Below are 18986 nucleotides of genomic sequence, written 5' to 3'. Positions count from 1 at the left end.
AACATTATATATTATGAAACATATAAGTTAATATATTTCATAACTTATACAGAAGCTTATTTAAAAAGGCTGTTTTCGTAAACTGCATAGTTAAAATGCTATAGATGGAAAACAGCTACCAAATGAAAGGCATCCGTTTTCATACAAAAGAGGAGGATGAAAAATGGCCGTAGTAAAAGTAAGTAATTTAACGAAAACATTTGGGAAGTTTACTGCCTTAAACGGTGTGAACTTGGAAGTAAATAAAGGAGAAGTGTATGGGTTTATTGGACCAAATGGAGCGGGAAAATCAACGACAATTCGCGTGTTGCTTGGAATTTTAAAAGCGACGGAAGGGGAAGCAACAATATTTGGGAAAGATGTATGGAAGGATGCAGTCGAGATTCATCAGCATATTGCCTACGTACCAGGTGATGTGAATTTGTGGCCAAATCTAACGGGTGGAGAGGTAATTGACTTATTTTTGAAATTACGTGGCTCTAGTAATAAAAATAGACGGGAACAATTGATTAAGCGATTTGATTTAGATCCGACCAAGAAATGTCGCACGTATTCAAAGGGTAATCGGCAAAAGGTAGCATTAGTTGCAGCATTTTCATCTGATGCGGATCTTTATATTTTAGATGAACCAACATCAGGGCTCGATCCGTTAATGGAGCAAGTTTTCCAAGAGTGTGTAATGGAAGTGAAGAATCAAGGAAAGAGTGTTATTTTATCTAGTCATATTTTATCGGAAGTAGAAAAATTATGTGATAAGGTTGGGATTATTAGACAAGGAAGCATTATTGAAACGGGTACGTTAGAGGAGTTACGTCATTTAACACGTACGAACTTGCTTGTAGAGACAAAAGAATTCATCCCTTCTTTAAATGAGGTAAAAGGGATTCATGGTATCGAGGCAAAAGGTTCGCAGTATTCCTTCCAGATAGACACGGAAGAGCTAGACAATGTGATTAAATATGTAAGTCAATTTGGGATAGTCAAATTAGAAAGTGCGCCACCGAAGTTAGAGGATTTGTTTATGCGTCATTATGGAAAGGATGGGAAAGAGAGTAAGGGAGGTGTGAAATAGTGTGGAGTCAGCTATTCTATAACACCGGAAAACTCGCACGGTTCCAATTACGGCTGGATCGGTTACGTATTCCCATTTGGTTGTTGTCTTTGGCGATTGTAACCATTGCGACGGCGATGGCGCTTACTGACTTATACAAGACAGACCAAGATAGACAGGGAATTGCCGAAACAATGGTAAACCCGGCAATGACCGCAATGGTTGGAAAAGGGTACGGCTTAGACAACTATACAAATGGTGCGATGATGGCACACCAGATGCTGCTGTTTACTGCGATTACGGTTGCGATTATGAGTATTCTGCTTGTTGCACGTCATACACGAGCTGCCGAAGAGGATGGCAGAATTGAAATGATCCGTTCATTACCATCTGGCCGGTTAGCTAATTTGCATGCAACGATTTGTAATTTGATAGGAACGAATGTGGTATTAGCACTTATCATAGGGCTTGGGTTGTATAGTTTACGTATTGAAAGTATGGATTTAGAAGGATCCTTATTATATGGAGCAGCTTTAGGAGCAACGGGAATACTATTTACGGCAATTACTGCGTTGTTTGCACAGCTTTCAGAAAGTTCGCGGGGAACGATTGGTTTTTCTTTTACGGTGTTAGGCATTGCATATCTTGTTCGTGCAATTGGAGATGTAGGAAATGAAACACTTTCTTGGTTTTCTCCATTAGGATGGGTCTTGGGGACAGAAACGTATGTTACTAATTATTGGTGGCCAATTCTTTTAACAATAGGGGTTGCGCTTGCTATCATTTTGCTAACTTTTTATTTGAATGCAATTCGTGATATCGAAGCTGGTTTTTTCCCATCTAAGCCGGGTCGAAAACATGCGTCGCGCTTTTTACAAAGTCCGTTTGGTTTAGCACTAAGACTGCAGCGCACTGGATTAATTTCCTGGGCAGTTGGGGTGTTTATTCTAGGTGTCTCCTATGGTTCCATTTTAGGTGACTTGGAATCTTTCTCTGCAGAAATCGAATTAATTTTAACTCCAGTAGAAGGGGTTAGTTTAGTGGAACAATTTCTCCCGATGTTAATGTCAATTATCGCAATGATTTGTACGATTCCAGCTCTAATGGCATTGTTCAAACTGAAGGGAGAAGAGAAAAAGAATCGTACCGAGCACTTACTTGTACGTGCGGTTTCTCGTAGACGATTACTTGCTAGTTATTTTATTATCTCGATTGTTGTTAGTTTTGTCATGTTGTCTCTTGCTGCGATTGGACTTGGAGTCGCAGGGAATTCTGTAATGGACGAAAAAATTGTCTTTAGCACCTTTTATAATGCAGCGATGGTGTATTTACCGGCAATGTGGATTATGATAGGAATTGGGGTTCTGTTGATTGGGATTGCACCAAACGTAACAGGATTGACTTGGCTTTATTTAGTATACTCCTTCATCGTCGTATATTTAGGAGGGTTATTCCAATTTCCAGAGTGGGTGGGGAAAATCTCCCCTTACGCACATATCCCGCAATTACCTATTGAAGACATGGACTTTGCAAAGGCTTCGATTCTTACGGTTATTGCAGCAGTTACCATTTTTATTGGGTTTATTGGGTATAGAAAACGAGATATACAGGGATGATTGTAGAAATAGGTGTCTGTTCCAAGTATGTGTTGTTGGCGCTTGGAATGGGCATTTTTTAATTGTTACCAAACTCGGCAAAGAATTCTTGACTTACTTCAATCGAAAGAACAACTTGTCTAGTGTCATTCTAAATTACAATTGTTTCTAATGAAATGAGTGTATTTTTTCGTCTACTTTATCACATACTTTTAAATGATATTCCTTGTAATATCAATTGGTTTCAGAAATATCCTATCCTGACTAAGAGGTGATGACGAATGAGCTATAAAGATCATTTAGATCCACATTCTCAAAAGTTTCACCATAATTGGACAAGACCTAAGCACGCAAGCTCTCAAGTAAATGGACATACGATGCGATCACAGTCCATTATTAGAGCATTAAGCAATGCAAAGGCACATAGGATGTTTTAAAGGTTATTTCTAAAAGCTGAAAGGGGCGACCATCAAAAGGTTCTTTTGTAGAATCTTTTAGGTCTCCCCTTTTATTTTTGCGTGATTCCCGTCTAAAAGCTTCGACACCCATATAGTTTTGTCATTAGGGATGGATGTGATTCTTTTCATGGTAACCTCATTCCTATTTTCAAATATTCCTTCTAAAGACTTCCACTTTATGCAACATTACAAAGTTCCGTTTTTCTTGTACTGGAGGAAGGCAACCGCCATTTTTATGGTAAAATATTGGTATCAATGTTAAGAGGAAAGTGTGAAAGAAGGTGAATTCATTGAATCGAATAGTACTATCGATAGTATTTATTACAACCTTCCTTGTCTCGATTTTCTTTTTCTTTAAGAGAAGGAAAAAGGCAGGTGTAACGGGGATAAAAAGCGCATTAACATCGATTTGCTTTTTTCTCATCGCCATTGTCAATTTTACAGCTTATTGGCTAAACTCTTTAGGAATCGTGAGTTGGCTGCTTACCTTTAGTTTGATTCTACTTGGGGCTTATTTTACAAAGTATCTTCCTCCACCATCAAAAGTTAATTAAGTAATAATAAGTCTTGCAAGATTCATGATGATGTTAGTCGTACTATCTAAAAAACTTATTAAAGTAGTAACGGATCCACTGAAGCGGTGCGAACAATTAAATCGCAAGTAAGAGCACATGGGATGAAAAGTCTGTGTGTTTTTAAATATATAAAAGTGCAATGTAGCTAAAAGGTTATCGAATATTTATGTTGAAATAATTGTAAATAATTAGTAAGCAAACAGGTAGCTGTGTAACGACCTAATGAATTATTGTTTGAAAAAAATGATTTAGGGGGGGAAAGCTTGAAAAAGAGGCTATTGTTAATTCTATTTGTTTCCTTTATATTAGTGGCTTGTTCGGAGGAGAAAACGCTTGAATTCACTGGAGAGGGTGAGAATTGGTCGGTAACATATATTGCGCACATTCACAGTTCAGATAGCGAAAGTATTGACTATACAATTCGATATGTAGGAGATGAACCAGGGACTAAAACCATTAATTTTAATTTAGGTAACAGCTCGGAAACAGGTCGCACGTTAGACACCGAGACTTCTTCGCTAACAGGTAATGGAAATAGATGTTCCGGATGCTCCGTAACACAAGAGAATGATGAAATAAAAGCGACGATAACATGGAACGGAAAATCGGAAACTTTTACTTTGACAAGTGATTGAGTTGTAAAGGTTGATTACGGTATTTTGAAACTTCTTAAATAAGAGAAAAGATTTTTTACTGAAGTAACGGAGTGGGCTAGTTAATACGTAAGGCATTAGGTGCTAAAAGGAACCGTAACATGCGCCACGACAATTCCTCCCCTTGCATTACCGTTCCCCTCTCGATTCTAGAAAAGAATCAACGGATTCATCCAATAATCTTTCGCGATTTGGGTCTTCGTTGACGTCCGTGTCGACTTCCATTTCTTGTTTGAATATGCTGTACGTATCCTCTTGTTTAGTTAATCGATTAACTTGCTTTTTATGTGGCATGCAATCGTCTCCTTTAACAGGTATTTTCGCTTAGTATAAACAAGTAATCCAAAATAAATCCAATGTCTCTTTCTCTAATGGACATCCACTTTCAGCTAGTTTTGTTATAATTGTTAATAAAATAAGTAGAGTGAATACCTGAAGTGAGGTTACAAAATGAATAAGACGATTGGAATCGTAGCACATGTTGATGCTGGAAAAACGACATTTTCGGAACAACTTCTTTATCATACAAAAAGTATTAAACAAAGAGGGCGCGTTGATCATAAAGATGCGTTTCTTGATAGCCATGATATAGAGAGGCAGCGGGGCATCACGGTGTTTTCTGATCAAGGAATGTTTTCGTATCGTGACGCTACCTATTATTTACTTGATACACCGGGGCATGCCGATTTTTCTCCTGAAATGGAACGTGCGATTCAGGTGATGGACTATGCGATTATTATCGTTAGTGCCGTTGAGGGAATAGAAGGGCATACGGAAACTGTTTGGGAGCTTCTCCGAAAACATCAAGTACCTGTTTTTTTCTTTATTAACAAAACCGATCGGATCGGGGCAGATGTGCATAAAACGGTAGAAGACATTCAAAGGAATATAACAGACGATATTTGTGACATTACCGATTCCTTTGAAGAGAGTGGAATGAAAGAGGAACTAGTTGAATTCATTGCGGAACGTGATGAAGCGCTTTTAGAACAGTATATGGAAATCGGCTACGATAAAAATTTGTGGCTTAAAACGATGCAAGAAATGATTAAGGAAAACAAAATTTTCCCTTATGCAAGTGGCTCTGCTCTTCAAGATAGTGGAATAGAGAGTTTCCTAGAGAAATTGGATTTGTTAACAATGACCAATTATCCAAGTGAAAAAGCATTTGCTGGTCGTGTCTACCGAATTCGTCATGATGATAATGGGACGAGGATCACATTTATTAAAGCACTGAGCGGAACATTAAAAGTGCGAGATGAAATAAATTACGGAGATGAAGAGAACGGTATTTCAGAAAAGGTAACGCAAATACGCGTATATAGCGGAAGTAAATTTAAAACGGTTGATCACGTAGCGGCAGGTGAGCTTTTTGCAGTAACGGGTTTATCGAATGTATCTGTCGGTGATGGGGTGGGAGCACTAAAAGAAAGTGCTACGTATGAAATGGTTCCAACCTTAAAGTCCAAAGTTATCTTCGAACCAGCGATAAATATGAAGGAAGCATTGCACTATTTTAAAATTTTAGATGCTGAGGATCCTTCTTTGAACGTAACGTGGGAAGAGAGTTTGCAGGAGATTCATATCCATGTAATGGGGAAGATTCAACTAGAGGTATTAGAACAATTAGTAAAGGAGCGGTTCCACTTAAATGTAGCTTTTGATAATCCAGAAATTCTTTATAAAGAAACAATCGATACAGAGGTAGTTGGATATGGGCACTTTGAGCCGTTAGGGCACTACGCTGAGGTCCATCTTAAGCTAGAGCCAGGTGAAAGAAATAACGGAATCACGTTTACCAACAATTGCCACGCGGATGACTTGACTGTCGGAAATCAGAACTTAATTCGCCACCATCTCTTTGAACGGAAGCACCGTGGTCTATTAACAGGCTCACCTCTGACGGATGTAAAAGTGACGCTTTTGACTGGAAGAGCTCACAATAAGCATACATCAGGTGGTGATTTCAGAGAGGCGACCTACAGAGCGTTGAGGCAAGGGCTGGAAAAGGCATCTAACATCCTGCTTGAACCTTATTATCACTATAAAATTAAAGTCGATGTAGATCAAATGGGCCGTGTGTTATCAGACATTCAAACTGCACATGGAAGCTTTGATGCTCCAAAAACAGAAGGAGACAAAGCTATCCTAACTGGAATCGTGCCGGTAGCTACATTTATGAACTACACTAGTGAACTAGCTTCTTTTACACAAGGAAAGGGTTCAATAAAATTAACCTTTGCTGGCTACGACCGATGTCATAATGAAAAAGAGGTAATAGAGCAGATTAGTTACAATAAAGATGCTGATTCTGAATACACTTCCTCGTCAATATTCTGTTCTAAAGGGCAAGGCTATACCGTGACTTGGGAAGAGGCAGAAGGGGAAATGCATTGTTTATAAAATGCCGGGTTCAATAGTGGAGTGACCCCCGACGGCTGTATTTGCTGAATGTGGAGCAATACTATAATTCTAGCTGAAAAATATTTTAGGCTTGTTACATTAAAGGGTCGGTAATAGCTTTTTTTGCAGTTATAAGAAGAATAATGAAAAGAAAGTGAACCTACATTATTTTTTATTCGTAAATAGTGTTAAAAAAGTAAAGGAATAGGAGAAAGGGAATTTTTATTAAAAGGGGAGATGGACTTTGCTAAAAATAGCACGAATTGGCCTATCAGTAATTATTGTTATTGTAGCAACCTACATGTTAATTACTCGAAACTTTGAGTTTATGCCATACAATATCTTTTTGCTAAGTGTTTTAATGGCAGTGATGGGAGCAGATGAACTTAAAAAAGGGAGGAAAGGCTATGGATACTTGGGCATAGCTGCTTCCTTATTTTGTTTCTTCGTTACCTTTCAAGTAGTTTTCTTTGCGTAATGAGTTTCTTAAACGACAAGGGCGTTTCTGCATAGGTAGGAAGGCTCTTTATTTTAGGCTGTTTTCGCAAAGATTATTGCTTTTACAACAGTTGAAAACATTGTGGGCCTGCAGCGGAAAGGAACGGTTTAGTGCCCCAAACAACATATTTCATGAAAACAACCTTGTTTTTTAATAGACTGTGGTAAAGAACAACATTGCTATTGGCTATTTGTCTAAATCTTGGCATAAATATTATGAGAATGAGTGTTTAGGAGGCTGGTAGCGGTACTAACTCAAAAACAAAGCGTATGAAACGGACGGGACAATACGAAAAGAAGGGGGCAAGTAAATGGGGTAGGGACGATTTTGGCATTTTCTATTGCAGCAGGTGCTTTGAGTTTAGCATTACTTTTACTATCTAAAATAGAAAAATTGGAAAAAAGAATTAAAGACTTAGAAAATAAATAACTCATGTATTCCTTTGATTCAGGACTTGTATACTATTTGATGTTAATGAAGTGCGCCTTTAATTATTTGAATTATTGACAAATTAAGAAAATATTGTTAGCATAATTGAAAATAAATAGTTATAAGCGTTGAAGAGAAGAGTAGTTAAGGAATGGTTATTGACAGAGAGCTCTCATCCTGCTGAAAAGAGAGTAATAATCAGCTTGACGAATAAAGACTCAGAGCTTCTTACCAAGCTAATTCGATAATTAGGGATAGTAAGACGGATTCTACCGATATAAAGACAGGGTATAAATGTACCCGAAGAGGTTGATATAGCAATATATCAACAAACTGAGGTGGTACCACGAAATTACAACTCTCGTCCTCAAGATATTTATCTTGGGGATGGGAGTTTTTTATTTTTAAAATTTAACTTGGTAAAAGACTATTTGGAGGAGAAATGTAGTGGATCCAATATTATTAGATGTTCCGTCCCAATTAGAAACAGAAAGATTAATACTACGAGCGCCATTACCAGCAGGGGATGGCAGAGTCGTAAACGAAGCAATAAAGGAGTCCTATAGTGAATTAAAGGCTTGGTTGCCATTTGCACAGAATATCCCGGCTGTTGAAGAAACAGAAATTAATTTGAGAGAAGCTCACCTTAAGTTTTTAAAAAGAGAAAGTTTTCGTTTTCTTATTTTTCATAAAGATACCAATGAATTTATTGGTACGGCGAGCCTTCAGGGGATAGATTGGGACATACCAAAAGCTGAAATTGGATATTGGATTAATACAAAGTTTAGTGGTCATGGATATATGACAGAAGCGATAAAGGAAGTAACTAATTTTGGTTTGGAGCAACTGCATTTTAAGAGATTAGAAATTAGGTGCGAGTCTACCAATGAAAAAAGTCGTGCTATCCCTGAAAGATTAAGGTTTAACTTAGAGGGCACTCTCAGAAACGAGGATTTGTCAGCAGACAGAAAGAAACTAACAGATACTTGTATTTATGCCAAACTAGAGTAGTAATCCAAATTATTCTTGTTGAACTACCATTATGTATTCGTTTATTTTAAGAGCTCTAGGATGGCTAATGTGGCTACCCTGAGCGGTAATGCGCTAAGTAAATGGAGTAGTTTTGTTAAATAAGAAATATAGTAATAGTTTACATTTGTTCTAGGGGGAAAGAAAAAATGAGCAATGGCATTGTAATTAGACCTGCATCAAATCAAGACGTACCGGAGTTATATAACCTTATGAGACAGTATATTGTAGATTTTTATGAACAGCCAGAACCGAATGAAAATGATTTAAAAGGATTGATCAACCATCTGCTTGATAACCCTTCAAGTGGACTTCAATTTGTAGCGGAAGAAAATGGGGAATTAGTGGGCTTTGCTACGTTGTATTTTACTTTTAGTACATTAAGCGTGAAGAGACAAGCGATTTTAAATGACTTATTCGTTGCTCCTAATGTAAGAGGGAAAAAGGTTGGAGAGAAATTATTTCAAACTAGTTTAGACTACATACGAGAGAATGATTTTTCATCCATGACGTGGGAAACGGCAAAGGATAACGTTGTTGCGCAATCTCTTTATAATAAAATGGGTGGTAAATTAGCCCAATGGTTATTCTATGAAATTAGTTAGTGGTGTAACAGATACATTTACTTTTTACTTTAACTTAAGCAACAAAAGAAAAATCTGTGGGGTGTTCATTTGAATACATTTAATTACGTAGCAGAGTCGGAGAGATTAGTAGTTCGACCATTAAAAGAAGAGGATTACAAAAATTGGCTTAATGAATTTAATAATAGACTTCCATCTCAGCATAGACATGACAAAGGAAAGATTGATATGAGTGAATGTACGGAGGAATGGTTTACTAATTTGGTGAAAAAGCATCAAGAATTAGCATTGACTGATACTGCTCATGTATTTGGCGTTTTTCGAAAGGATAATGGTACACACTTAGGTATGGTAGACTTCTCCACTTTAGCAAGAGACGATTTTCAATGGGCAAGGATAGGCTACACCATCCATAATCAGCATTGGAGAAAAGGCTATGGCAAAGAGGCGGTCAGAGAAGCACTCAATATCGCTTTTAAAGACTTGAAATTCCATCGCATCGAAGCTCATATAAATGTTGATAATACTCCCTCTATGAATTTAGCAGAGAGCGTAGGAATGAAGTTTGAATGCAAAAGAAAAGGATTTATATTTGAATTTGGCGAATGGACCGACAATCTGGTCTATTATATAAATGCAAAATAGTAATGCAACGAACTGACGCAAGACTCGAAGAACCGTTGAGGCTGAGTAAATTAAACGGACTAAGTTTTGGAGATGGGAATAATGAAAAAAGAATTAGATACAGCAATTGATTTAAGAAAAAATGGAAATCCAAAGGAATCTAACAAATTACTTTTAAAATTGGTCAAGGAGTTTTCCGATGATGCATCTATTAACTATCAATGTGCTTGGAGTTTTGATGTATTAGGAGAAGAATCGAAAGCAGTACCCTTTTACGAAAATGCAATCAAATTGGGGTTGTCTGGAAAAGATTTAGAAGGGGCCTTATTGGGATTAGGGAGTACATATAGAACATTAGGAGAGTATGAAAAATCAAAGAACACATTTCTAAAGGGAATAGAATTATTTCCAAACAATAGAGCAATTCAAGTGTTTTATTCCATGACCTTATATAATCTTAATGAGCATCATACTGCTATGGAGTTACTATTAAAATGCTTGTTAGACACAACAACAGACAAGGACATCTTGAGCTATAAGAAAGCAATTGACTTCTACTCTAATAAGTTGGATGATATTTGGGATTAAATGTATTCCCTTTCTCTCTAACTTTATTCAATTAATACAAGCGGTTTCGTGAAATAAACTGAATAATTAGATAAAAAATCGTGCCTATTGTACAATAATAAGTAATTCAAAATACAGATAAGGGAGGTTCATAGGTATGATTAAAGGGCTTTATGAGGCACATTTACCAGTAAGCAACATATCTAAATCCATTGCGTTTTATCGCAGCTTAGGGTTGGAATTAGCTCATCAAGGAGAAGCAGTGACTTTCTTTTGGATTGAAAAAGGGAAGAGTTGGCTTGGCTTATGGGAAACGGAAAAAGTTGAAACCCCTTATCATCCTTCACTAAGACACATTGCATTCCATGTAGACTTAAATGATTTAACAGCAGCCAAAGAATGGTTAGAAAAAAGAGGTATAAACGTTAGGGAAGCTTTTAACTTCGCACCGGAACAACAACCAATTGTACTCCCAAACAATCCTCAATCACATGCTGCATTATATTTTAACGATCCTGATGGAAACTCTTTAGAGTTTATTGCCCCACTGAAAATAGATGAGGAAATCGATTTCAAGATGATGGAGTTAACAGAATGGAATAAGAAAAATTAATTTATTTTTACTGCGCAGCATGCGTTTCTAAAATAAGCTAAATTAATGGAGTGTACATTTGAACTACCCCCACTTAGCAAGCTTGAAGTGGGGGATTCCTAAGAACTCCATTCTATCGAACAGATATTGATTAGGCGATCCCTGTCGCACCGACAGTTACGAGACGAATGGCTTCGTTTCGGAGATTCAATCCTGCGTTAATATCCCTTTGGTGATGACTTCCACAAGAAGAGCATGTCCACTCACGCAAAGCGAGATTTTTAACGTCTTTATTTTTGTACCCACAACACGAACAGAGTTGACTACTGGCAAAGTTTTTGGCAACAACGACAACTTTCTTGCCGTACCACTCTGCCTTGTATTCGAGTATCCGTTTGAACTGTGACCAAGCTACTTCACTAATAGCTTTGGACATGTGGTTATTTTTCAACATGCCACTTACGGACAAATCTTCCAAGCCAATCACGTCGTGGTTTTTGACGAGATCGGTGGAAATTTTGTCTAAGTAATCCTTCCTCGCATTAGTGGTAGCTTCATGAATACGAGCGACTTTTTTTCGTTGTTTATCCCAATTTTCCCCACCTGTTTTCCGTCGCGAAAGAATGCGCTGTGCTTTTACTAGTTTTTCTTCCAATCTGCGGAACCATTTGGGGTTACCGAATACCGTTCCATCTGAAAGTGTCGCAAAATCTTTTAATCCCAGGTCCACACCGACAGCTGTATTTGTTTTGGACCATTCTTCTACCTCGGTTTCTGCAAGAATGGATACAAAATATTTTCCGCTAGGGCTCCGTCTAATCATCGCATTGATAATCCGTCCCGTTACGTCACGACTTTTCGCAAAACGAACCTTTCCAAGTTTCGGTAACTGGAGGTGCTTATCGAATACAGCGATATTTCCATTCGTTTGTTTTGTCGTGTACGATTGCACTTTATTCTTTTTGCTTTTAAAGCGAGGTGCTTTCGTTTGTTTTTTGTAATAGCGCTGGTAAGAATCGGCTAGGTTTTCAACCGATTTTTGAAGCGAAATACTGTCTACCTCTTTTAGAAAAGGATAGTGTTTTTTCAGTTGGCGGACTGCCTTTACCGTTTCATGCTTATTAAAAAAAGAACCTTTCCACTCATTGGTTGGGAGCTACCCCTTTTGCTTCATTTCCTCCACGATGTACCAATAAGCATCCTTCTCTTTCTGTTTACCGTGAAAGAAGTTGTAGACGAATCTCGAACAGCCAATGGTTTTGTTGATCAAATCAACTTGCTTTCTATTCGGGAAGATACGAAACGTAAAGGCTTTTTTGACTTGCATGATTTTCACCTCACCATCAGGAACGTTTGTTCTTATTATGCCATAGTGAGGACTATTTTGGCTATCGCCAACCGAAATTCATCTCCCCTTACCGCTGGGATAAATCCCTTCTCGCGCTTGAAGAGGGAGTCTTCTTTCGGGAAATGATAAAAGGTGCGTTTGTAACAATAGTCGGAAACTTTCTTTATTACATTAACGCACCCTTATATACAGTACCAGCAGCAAAATGTTGATGTAATGCCCCTTTACTGAAATTCTATCATCTAGTCGCGACAATCGACTTTCTTTTATACAACCATGAGCCTATGATAAAGGCAACTCCACCCCAAATAGCCATGTTCCCAACGCCAAACCAAAGTGAACTTGAAAGAATACTAGTATCGTAAACCATACTATCTCTCAAACCTTCAGCAAAATAGGTAAGAGGGAGGATGTTCGATACTGGTTGTAGCCATTCTGGCATGGATTCGATCGGGAAGAATACACCGCTTAAAAACATCATGAGAAAACTTATAATGTTTGCTACTCCCATATAGGCTTCTGTTGTTTTGCTGAATGCAGAAATGAAATAGCCTAAAGCATTAAAGGACAAGGCACCAATTAAAAAGATAACGATGAGACTAAGAATATTGATGTATAGATTGGCACCAAATATAAACACGCCAATTAATGATAATAGAATAATTTGGATAATGCTAAATAACAATCGCATGACCATATCGCTTAGGCCAAAGATTCCCATTTTGGCTGGAGTCATTCGTAGCCTTTTAATCAAACCTTTTCTGCGCATTTCTACTAGATCAACCATCCCAAACAGACCACCTTGGGCAATGGCTAAAGCGATCATCCCGGTTAAAAGGAAGTCCGTATAATCTAATTCGTTATTTCCAGATGATACTGATTCAAATTGCACTTCATAAATAGGGGCTGCACCAGCAGCAGAAAGGTTAGCTTGTTGAACGAATTTATCGAGAACGCCAGCAACGACTTGAGTAGAGGCATTTTGTTCGTTTTCTTTATTCACAATCAGTTCGATAGATGTTGCTTCTTTAGATGCTGGCAAGATGATTGCAGCATCAACTTCTTGCTCTTTTACCCATTCCGTTGCTTTCTCTTGACTGACAGTCTGGTCTGTTTTCACCTCTAGTACAGGAATCTGTTTTAACCCAGCTAACATCGTTTCTGATGTGGAATTTTGATTTTCATCAACAATAGCAACCTTTGATTGGAATTCATCACTAGAATCGCCACTAAAAATGACCATAAAGATGACCATTAAAATGACGGGGAAAAAGATACCCCAAAACCATGCTTGTTTCTCACGAAGGGTCAACTTTAATTGAGCAAGGAACATTTGTTTAAATTGTTTGTAATTGTTCATCTCAATCCCTCCATTCCTTGCCGGTAAAGGCGATAAAGACATCTTCCAAACTCATTTCGCGAATAGAGACCTGTTCGACCTGATACTCCCTATCTTTTGTGAATTTAAACAAGTCATAGAGCGTATCTTCAGGTCTTGCAGTCCATAGTTTTAGTGCAGTACATTCACGCTCTGTCCGGGCGACGGAATCAAGACTTTTTGAAAAAAGATCAGCCGCTTCTGCAGCTTCTTCTCCATCAAGGAATGATAATCTGACTTCTCTTTCTTCTGTTAACTTTTCAATGAGTGCAGACGGTGTATCTAGCGTTACGATGAGTCCTTGGTCGACGATGCAAACCCGATCACTTAGTTTTTCCGCTTCTTCCATATAGTGAGTGGTTAAAATGGTCGTTTTTCCTAACTTCTTTAGCTCTAAAATAATGTCCCAAATATTACGACGTGCTTGCGGATCAAGACCGGTTGTTGGTTCATCTAGGAAAATGATTTCCGGATCACTAATCATCGCAAGACCAATGGCGAGCCGTTGTCGTTGGCCACCAGATAGTTTTTTCACTTGATTTTTTCGGTGATCCGTTAGGTTTACTAATTCTAAAATTTCTTCGGTAGACCGTGCCTTATCGTAAAACGTAGCAAAAAGATTCAAATTTTCCTCAGGAGTTAACAGGTCAAACATCGCACTTGATTGCGGCTGTACACCAATCTTCTTTTTTATAGCTACTGCATCCTGCTCCCAGTTCCATTCTCCAAAATGTATTTCTCCTTGATCGGGAGGAACCAGTCCTTCAATCATTTCAAGTGTCGTTGTCTTTCCTGCTCCGTTAGGTCCGATGATGGTGAACACCTCACCAGCTTCTATTGAAAAGCTAATGTCCTGTACAGCACGAATCGAACCAAACGATTTTTGTAGATTCCTAACTTCTAAAACAGTCATTACTTCTCCTCACTTTCATGACAACCTATCGTTAAAGTAACTAGCATTAATTAGTACGTTTCAGTTATGAAAAAGATTCCTTTGATTTACCTTTTAGTGTTGTCCCTTAGTGTAGTAGTCAGTGAAACATTATTAGTCTTAAATCGTATAATAAGACAAAGAGTTTTAAGGTGGCGAGTGTGTTGAGTGTAGGTTCTTGGATTGGAATAGGTATTGCCATAGCTGTTGCAATAGGTTTATTTGAGAAAACGAAAAAGTAATGCGTGTCTACCATTTTTTACTAACAACATAGGTTACTTAGGTGACGTTAATGTTTTCTTAAAGAAAGATATCATGAGGAGGAGGGTAGGTATGTATCCAGAGTGGTTATCCATGGACAATAATGTGCTATGGGGGGCAATACTATTAATTTGTCATTTAGTAACAACTACCTTGGCATTGACTATATTCTCTTCAATATTTCGCAAAAATGCGAAAAGAGGATATAGTTTCTTAGTTCTATTGATATGTATGGGGGCGCTGACATTATTTAATGTATTTAATTACTCCATAGTTGTGGGTTTTATCTTGTGTTTAATGTATCTTAGTTTGGGGATCGTTACATATTTCTCTTTAAAAAAGACTGTGTTTTAAAAGATTGTTGCTTTTGACAACATAGCTATTTTCTTCAAAACCTAAAGGTACTAATTTACCCAGAAAAAACATCTTGGAAGAAATTTTAAGGGAAGACAGTAAACCGAATGGGGCGTAAGCAGGCTTGTTAAATAAAATAAGATTTAGAGAACGGGGGCATTACCAAAACAATGGTAGGGCCCTTTCCTTTTTTAGTAACTTCTTTAGTTGAAGTATATATATATAGCTATTAGTGGACAAGAAAATCATTTTGATTTCAAATGCTTCATTGACTTGGATTTATCAGTATAGTACTATTGTTTTTAAAATTCTGTTTTTGTATAAAATTAAAAAATATAACATACGAGGTTATAGAAAATGGAGCTAAGCAAGCTACATAAAAATGTAAAAATTCGTTTACTTGATGTTTTTATTAATAGTTTATCAAGTTCGATGTATTTTCCTTTTTTGGCCATCTATTTTGCTTCTCGATTTGGAGCGGAACTTACTGGTGTTTTAATGATCTTCACAGTAATTTTTGGTTTTGGTGCTGGTTTATATGCGGGATATTTTTCAGATTTGATTGGTAGGAAAAAAATTATTCTTGGCGCAGCTTTTGCAAGGTCTCTTGGTTTGTTGCTGATGATCTTAACAAATACACCGATGTTTCAGTCTACTGTTATAACGTTTATTGCAGTTCTAATTATTTCTGCTTGTGGTGCCATTACAGAGCCAGTCGCAGAAGCTATGGTGATTGATGTCACGACAACGGAAAACAGAAAGTCTGTTTATAGTGTAATGTATTGGTTCAGTAATCTTTCTGTAGTTATTGGTGCGGTTATTGGAGGGTATTTTTTCTCTACGCATCTTTTAATCATCTTAACTATTTCTTTCGTTCTTTCGTTAGTCTCTGTCTTGATGATTTCGTTTTTTATTACAGATACATATAAACCAGCGGGGGAATCGACAGTAAAATCACGTTGGGGTGTTCTAAAGGATATTGGATTACAATATAAACGTGTAAGTATGGATGTAACTTTTATGATTTTTACCTTAGCAACGCTATTATTTTTCACACTGGAATTCCAAATTTCTAACTATATCGGCATTCGCCTTGCAAAAGAGCTTGAATTTCAAAATCTACTCACTCTTGGTTCTTTTCATCTCAATGTTGACGGCACAAGTATGGTAGGTCTGTTAAATGCAGAAAACACGATTCTTGTCGTTGCAACAACGCTAATTATTGGAAAAATGATGAAACAATTTAATAGCTTGCGTGTTTTAATAATTGCTTTGTTAATTTATACAGGTGGCACCTTTATTTTAGGTTTTAGTAACGCGCCTATTCTATTATTGGTAGCTGGTTTTATTGCGACGGTTGGAGAAATTATGTTTTGGCCGATAAGACAGGCTTATTTGGCAGACCTTATTCCCGAAAATGCAAGAAGTTCGTATATGGCTGTTAATTCTTTCGTTGTTAGAGGAGCTTCCATTATTGCTTCTTTATTCATTACAATAGGAGCATTTGTTTCACCAATTATTATCAGTTCACTGTATGTAGTGATAGGTTTACTAAGCATTTGGCTATTTATAGTTTCTATTCATAAGATAAGTTATAGAAAAAATGCCAAAACCCTAGCTTGATAAAAGACAATAAAACAAAGCGAATCTCATCTTGCTGATGAATGGATGGAACGGTTAAACAAAAATATCAATAAAGTTCTCTTCACTCTAAACAATGAAAAATAGTAAATCGTGATTTGTCCCGACTCAAAGGAGCCTGTTTTTTTAAAGATAAACCTCTTTAAAAACAGGCTCTTTTTTTATTTACTACATGCTGCTTTGCTCTCTGTTTATATACCTAAATAACAGTTTTCGGACCCATAACAAATTTAATACCAAGCTTGTGAAGATAATGGGATACAGTACCGCTGAATACCACAACTTCCAACCATTATAATAAAAGAACGCTGTATTTACAGCGATTGATTCATAAATAGTCGCAAAGATTGACCAAGCCAATATATATACTATTTTTGCTAGTATTGATTTATTGTACGGAAAGGAATTTAAAAACAAAGTATTCACCGAAAAATAAATAACTGTGATAAAACAAACGCTGGTTAGCTGAGCACCCTCTGCTACATACCCATACAAGTGGTAAGTTAAGTCAAAGATAATATCGCATGTAATTCCAAGCCAATAGGCGAAAAAGAAGGTGGAATAAATTTCAATACCAGCTATTTTTTTAGGGGTGAAAACAGCAAGTAGAAACAATATTGAGATAGTTGTGTAGGCAAAAAGCATTATATTACTCCTAACTTTAACTTCTCCGAGTGAGTTTGTAGTTAGATATAACTATCAATAGTCATTAAGTATAATCAATCCCGTCAATCTTAGCATTGAATATCTTTTCTCTGAAAGATTCTCCTTTATTGGTATCGAGAATCTTCTGGCCGACCCGCAGAAAACTTTCTAATTCTTCCTCAGACAAAGAATTCATCTCAAAAGGAAAGAAATCTTTTTCTAATATGGCACCAATGATTTTCTGAAATATTTCTCCTCCTGAAGAGGTTATGGTGACCTTTTTATACCTATTTCGGTTTGGATCTTGATTAATAGTAATAAATCCTCTTTCTCTTAACGGTTTAAGTAATCTTGTTACAGTAGATAAATGCCAACAACCTATTTCGCTAATTTCAGAAGGTGTTAGTGTTTGGTTATTAGTGGAAAGGATAAATAAAATATGTTGTTGGGCTGGTGAAATATTATACGTTTTCGCCAGTTCAGCCCACTTTTGTTCCATGCAAAAATATAAGGCCCTTACCATTAAAACAGCATTTTGCTTGTAACCGAAATTCATGTGGACCCCCTCACTTGTATCTACAATTGTATTTACAACTAATAGTAATTATCACCTAACTTATAGGAATTCAAACTGTAACTAGATAAAGTTTTTATAAAATCGAAATATTCGTGTGTCTGCAGAGCTATTTAAGCATTTTTTCACTTACTAATAGCTTGTTTTATAGCAAGTAGGGTGCTGGAGTAAAAAAATATAGGAGTTGTTTCGGCAGCTCCTATATTTTTTAGACTTATTGAAGTAAAGGTGGGGGAGAGAAGAAAATTTACATTTAGCTCCTAAGTGTATAACCATTATAAATTCCCTACCTGTTGGGGAATATAGGATTAATCTGTCTAAAGGAATGAACCTATGTATATTTTAATAAATGCCATCTATTTGATAGCAGGGATTATATGGGGCGATTGGAGAAACTGGAAAAAGTATTATCCAACACTTCTTTTCTTCATTATAGGGGATTTGTTATATAACTTTTTGCTTTATGAGAAATCAATGTGGATTTTTCATGACGTAATTTTACCTAATCATACGATGGTTACACTTTTAGCAATGGTTATTTCTTACACTGTAACAGTACTACTATATTTAGGGAGGTTTCCTAGAGGGTGGAAAAAACGCTCTTTATGGTTTTTGTTATGGTCAGGTATATATTTATTAATTGAATATGTTAACAGTAAGCTAGGGTTTATTACCTATCATAATGGTTGGAATATGTGGTGGTCTGTTTTATTTACAGGTATTATTTTTTGGTTCTACGTCAAATGTTGGGGTAACATAGGCTACCGCGCTTTTGCTTGGTGGCCTTTTATAAGT

At 36.9% G+C, this 18986-nt stretch carries 19 protein-coding genes, 1 pseudogene and 1 other annotated feature; of the genes and pseudogenes, 14 read left to right on the top strand and 6 right to left on the bottom strand.

The genetic code is table 11. The features are described from left to right. Positions 1 to 163 precede the first annotated feature (163 nt). The 5 genes from ACFSUL_RS06120 to ACFSUL_RS06100 all read left to right on the top strand — a co-directional run bounded on the left by ACFSUL_RS06120 (position 164) and on the right by ACFSUL_RS06100 (position 4314). Positions 164 to 1072, top strand: a complete 909-nt coding sequence (locus ACFSUL_RS06120) for an ABC transporter ATP-binding protein (protein WP_377933658.1) — start codon at positions 164 to 166, stop codon at positions 1070 to 1072. Continuing rightward, positions 1072 to 2667 carry an ABC transporter permease gene (locus tag ACFSUL_RS06115; protein WP_377933656.1) on the top strand — a complete coding sequence of 532 codons (1596 nt, stop codon included), beginning with the start codon at positions 1072 to 1074 and terminating at the stop codon, positions 2665 to 2667. The genes ACFSUL_RS06120 and ACFSUL_RS06115 overlap by 1 nt, the downstream gene beginning before the upstream one ends. Before the next feature lie 260 nt (positions 2668 to 2927). Next, positions 2928 to 3083 carry a YpzG family protein gene (locus ACFSUL_RS06110; RefSeq protein ID WP_084778272.1) on the top strand — a complete coding sequence of 52 codons (156 nt, stop codon included), beginning with the start codon at positions 2928 to 2930 and terminating at the stop codon, positions 3081 to 3083. A 311-nt stretch (positions 3084 to 3394) separates the two neighbouring features. Further along, entirely contained in the window at positions 3395 to 3658 is a 264-nt protein-coding gene (locus ACFSUL_RS06105) for a hypothetical protein (RefSeq protein WP_377933653.1), read from the top strand. A gap of 284 nt (positions 3659 to 3942) precedes the next feature. After that, on the top strand, positions 3943 to 4314 hold the full coding sequence (locus tag ACFSUL_RS06100; RefSeq protein ID WP_377933651.1) for a hypothetical protein: 372 nt from the start codon (positions 3943 to 3945) through the stop codon (positions 4312 to 4314). 147 nt (positions 4315 to 4461) lie between these two features. Here the strand turns inward: ACFSUL_RS06100 and ACFSUL_RS06095 are convergent, their stop codons facing one another. Next, positions 4462 to 4626, bottom strand: coding sequence for a hypothetical protein (locus ACFSUL_RS06095; protein ID WP_377933649.1), 165 nt, complete (start codon positions 4624 to 4626; stop codon positions 4462 to 4464). A gap of 156 nt (positions 4627 to 4782) precedes the next feature. On the opposite strand from ACFSUL_RS06095, the gene ACFSUL_RS06090 reads away from it, so the two are divergent. The 7 genes from ACFSUL_RS06090 to ACFSUL_RS06060 all read left to right on the top strand — a co-directional run bounded on the left by ACFSUL_RS06090 (position 4783) and on the right by ACFSUL_RS06060 (position 11080). Further along, positions 4783 to 6735 carry a GTP-binding protein gene (locus ACFSUL_RS06090; protein WP_377933647.1) on the top strand — a complete coding sequence of 651 codons (1953 nt, stop codon included), beginning with the start codon at positions 4783 to 4785 and terminating at the stop codon, positions 6733 to 6735. Between the two features lie 244 nt (positions 6736 to 6979). Next, a complete protein-coding gene (locus ACFSUL_RS06085) occupies positions 6980 to 7213 on the top strand; it encodes a DUF3953 domain-containing protein (RefSeq protein WP_071411819.1) in 234 nt (77 codons plus the stop codon). Positions 7214 to 7782: 569 nt separating this feature from the next. Then, positions 7783 to 8035, top strand: a binding site (T-box leader). Positions 8036 to 8110: 75 nt separating this feature from the next. Beyond that, on the top strand, positions 8111 to 8674 hold the full coding sequence (locus ACFSUL_RS06080) for a GNAT family N-acetyltransferase (RefSeq protein WP_377933645.1): 564 nt from the start codon (positions 8111 to 8113) through the stop codon (positions 8672 to 8674). 167 nt (positions 8675 to 8841) lie between these two features. Then, complete coding sequence (locus ACFSUL_RS06075; protein WP_377933642.1) at positions 8842 to 9297, top strand: GNAT family N-acetyltransferase; 456 nt, start codon at positions 8842 to 8844, stop codon at positions 9295 to 9297. 69 nt (positions 9298 to 9366) lie between these two features. Continuing rightward, entirely contained in the window at positions 9367 to 9921 is a 555-nt protein-coding gene (locus ACFSUL_RS06070; protein WP_377933640.1) for a GNAT family N-acetyltransferase, read from the top strand. A gap of 81 nt (positions 9922 to 10002) precedes the next feature. Then, positions 10003 to 10488 carry a tetratricopeptide repeat protein gene (locus ACFSUL_RS06065; RefSeq protein ID WP_377933638.1) on the top strand — a complete coding sequence of 162 codons (486 nt, stop codon included), beginning with the start codon at positions 10003 to 10005 and terminating at the stop codon, positions 10486 to 10488. A gap of 136 nt (positions 10489 to 10624) precedes the next feature. Next, on the top strand, positions 10625 to 11080 hold the full coding sequence (locus tag ACFSUL_RS06060) for a VOC family protein (protein ID WP_071411824.1): 456 nt from the start codon (positions 10625 to 10627) through the stop codon (positions 11078 to 11080). Positions 11081 to 11210: 130 nt separating this feature from the next. Here the strand turns inward: ACFSUL_RS06060 and tnpB are convergent. From tnpB to ACFSUL_RS06045, 3 genes and pseudogenes are all read right to left on the bottom strand, one after another. Then, a pseudogene (tnpB, locus tag ACFSUL_RS06055) lies at positions 11211 to 12386 on the bottom strand (IS200/IS605 family element RNA-guided endonuclease TnpB). Positions 12387 to 12645: 259 nt separating this feature from the next. Next, positions 12646 to 13767, bottom strand: coding sequence for an ABC transporter permease (locus ACFSUL_RS06050; RefSeq protein ID WP_377933635.1), 1122 nt, complete (start codon positions 13765 to 13767; stop codon positions 12646 to 12648). Position 13768: 1 nt separating this feature from the next. Continuing rightward, positions 13769 to 14698 (bottom strand): ABC transporter ATP-binding protein, encoded by a 930-nt coding sequence (locus tag ACFSUL_RS06045; protein WP_071411825.1) that lies wholly within the window; start codon positions 14696 to 14698, stop codon positions 13769 to 13771. Positions 14699 to 15688: 990 nt separating this feature from the next. Here ACFSUL_RS06045 and ACFSUL_RS06040 point away from each other — a divergent pair. Continuing rightward, positions 15689 to 16954: an MFS transporter gene (locus ACFSUL_RS06040; RefSeq protein ID WP_377933633.1), complete on the top strand. Its 1266-nt coding sequence runs from the start codon at positions 15689 to 15691 to the stop codon at positions 16952 to 16954. A gap of 186 nt (positions 16955 to 17140) precedes the next feature. Here ACFSUL_RS06040 and ACFSUL_RS06035 read toward each other — a convergent pair whose 3' ends face one another. Together ACFSUL_RS06035 and ACFSUL_RS06030 are read right to left on the bottom strand one after the other, a co-directional pair. Beyond that, positions 17141 to 17617 (bottom strand): CBO0543 family protein, encoded by a 477-nt coding sequence (locus ACFSUL_RS06035; RefSeq protein ID WP_377933631.1) that lies wholly within the window; start codon positions 17615 to 17617, stop codon positions 17141 to 17143. Positions 17618 to 17681: 64 nt separating this feature from the next. After that, on the bottom strand, positions 17682 to 18173 hold the full coding sequence (locus ACFSUL_RS06030) for a MarR family winged helix-turn-helix transcriptional regulator (protein WP_377933629.1): 492 nt from the start codon (positions 18171 to 18173) through the stop codon (positions 17682 to 17684). A 351-nt stretch (positions 18174 to 18524) separates the two neighbouring features. On the opposite strand from ACFSUL_RS06030, the gene ACFSUL_RS06025 reads away from it, so the two are divergent. Next, the coding region (locus tag ACFSUL_RS06025) for a CBO0543 family protein (protein ID WP_377933627.1) at positions 18525 to 18986 on the top strand (462 nt) is incomplete at its 3' end.

The sequence above is a fragment of the Bacillus seohaeanensis genome, from assembly GCF_042684945.1.
In the GTDB taxonomy this organism is placed as follows: domain Bacteria; phylum Bacillota; class Bacilli; order Bacillales; family Bacillaceae_B; genus Rossellomorea; species Rossellomorea seohaeanensis.
This window is presented reverse-complemented; position numbering and strand designations above follow the sequence as displayed.